Raw genomic sequence first — 1,448 nt, 5'->3', positions numbered from 1 at the left:
GCCGATATCCCGGTCCGAAACGAACAGTTGTTGTCCAAGTCAAGTACACTAACCAGGTCCGACCAGATCGGACCAGTCTGGCGCAAGCCAGGCGGGATAGTATGCTTCTGATCCAGGAAAAGACGGCATCACACGAACCAGCGTGGTGCCCGCATGACTTACGAGTCTTGCTCTTTCTGGATCGGATCAAGCGCGAGAAGGGCGTTTGGTGGATGCCTTGGCAGTAAGAGGCGATGAAGGACGTGATACTCTGCGATAAGTCCTGGGGAGCTGAGAATAAGCTTTGATCCAGGAATTTCCGAATGGGGCAACCCACCTGAAAGCTCGTTATAATTGCTGACGTCGGACTCGTCCGACGAAAGCAGCCTATAACGGGTTTAAACAGGTACTTTTGACCTGAATACATAGGGTCTTAAGAGCAAACCCGGGGAACTGAAACATCTAAGTACCCGGAGGAAAGGACATCAATAGAGACTCCCCTAGTAGCGGCGAGCGAACGGGGACCAGCCGAGTCCTGAGAGTGACCAGAATGATCTGGAAAGATCAGCCATAGCGGGTGACAGCCCCGTATGGGAAGCTCAATGGAACGTATCAAGTAGGGCGGGACACGTGAAATCCTGTTCGAAGATCGGAGGACCACCTCCGAAGGCTAAGTACTCCTTACTGACCGATAGCGAACCAGTACCGTGAGGGAAAGGTGAAAAGCACCCCGACGAGGGGAGTGAAACAGTACCTGAAACCGGACGCCTACAATCAGTCGGAGCCTCCTTGCGAGGTGACGGCGTACCTTTTGTATAATGGGTCATCGACTTGGTCTATCTAGCAAGCTTAAGCCGTTAGGTGTAGGCGCAGCGAAAGCGAGTCTTAATAGGGCGTTGAGTTAGATGGATCAGACCCGAAACCGAGTGATCTAGGCATGACCAGGATGAAGATACGGTAACACGTATTGGAGGTCCGAACCCACACCTGTTGAAAAAGGTCGGGATGAGTTGTGCCTAGGGGTGAAAGGCCAATCAAACTCGGAGATAGCTGGTTCTCCGCGAAATCTATTTAGGTAGAGCGTCATCCGAATACCCCTGGGGGTAGAGCACTGGATGGGTAATGGGGCCCCACAGGCTTACTGATCCTAACCAAACTCCGAATACCAGGGAGTACTAGATGGCAGACACACGGCGGGTGCTAACGCCCGTCGTGAAGAGGGAAACAACCCTGACCTCCGGCTAAGGCCCCCAATTCATGGCTAAGTGGGAAAGCAAGTGGGACGACCAAAACAACCAGGAGGTTGGCTTAGAAGCAGCCATCCTTTAAAGATAGCGTAACAGCTCACTGGTCTAATCAAGTTGTCCTGCGGCGAAGATGTAACGGGGCTCAAGCCATGAGCCGAAGCCGAGGATGCGCATAGCGCATGGTAGCGGAGCGTAGTGTGACATAGGATTTATCCTCTTCTG

The 1,448-nt window shown here is 52.8% G+C and carries 1 rRNA gene; it reads left to right on the top strand.

Features of this window, described 5'->3' with window-relative positions:
• Positions 1 to 184: 184 nt before the first annotated feature.
• Positions 185 to 1,448: ribosomal RNA gene (locus tag BLR51_RS28100) — 23S ribosomal RNA — on the top strand; the annotation flags it as partial.

The sequence above is a fragment of the Salipiger marinus genome (assembly GCF_900100085.1).
Lineage (GTDB): Bacteria > Pseudomonadota > Alphaproteobacteria > Rhodobacterales > Rhodobacteraceae > Salipiger > Salipiger marinus.
This window is presented reverse-complemented; position numbering and strand designations above follow the sequence as displayed.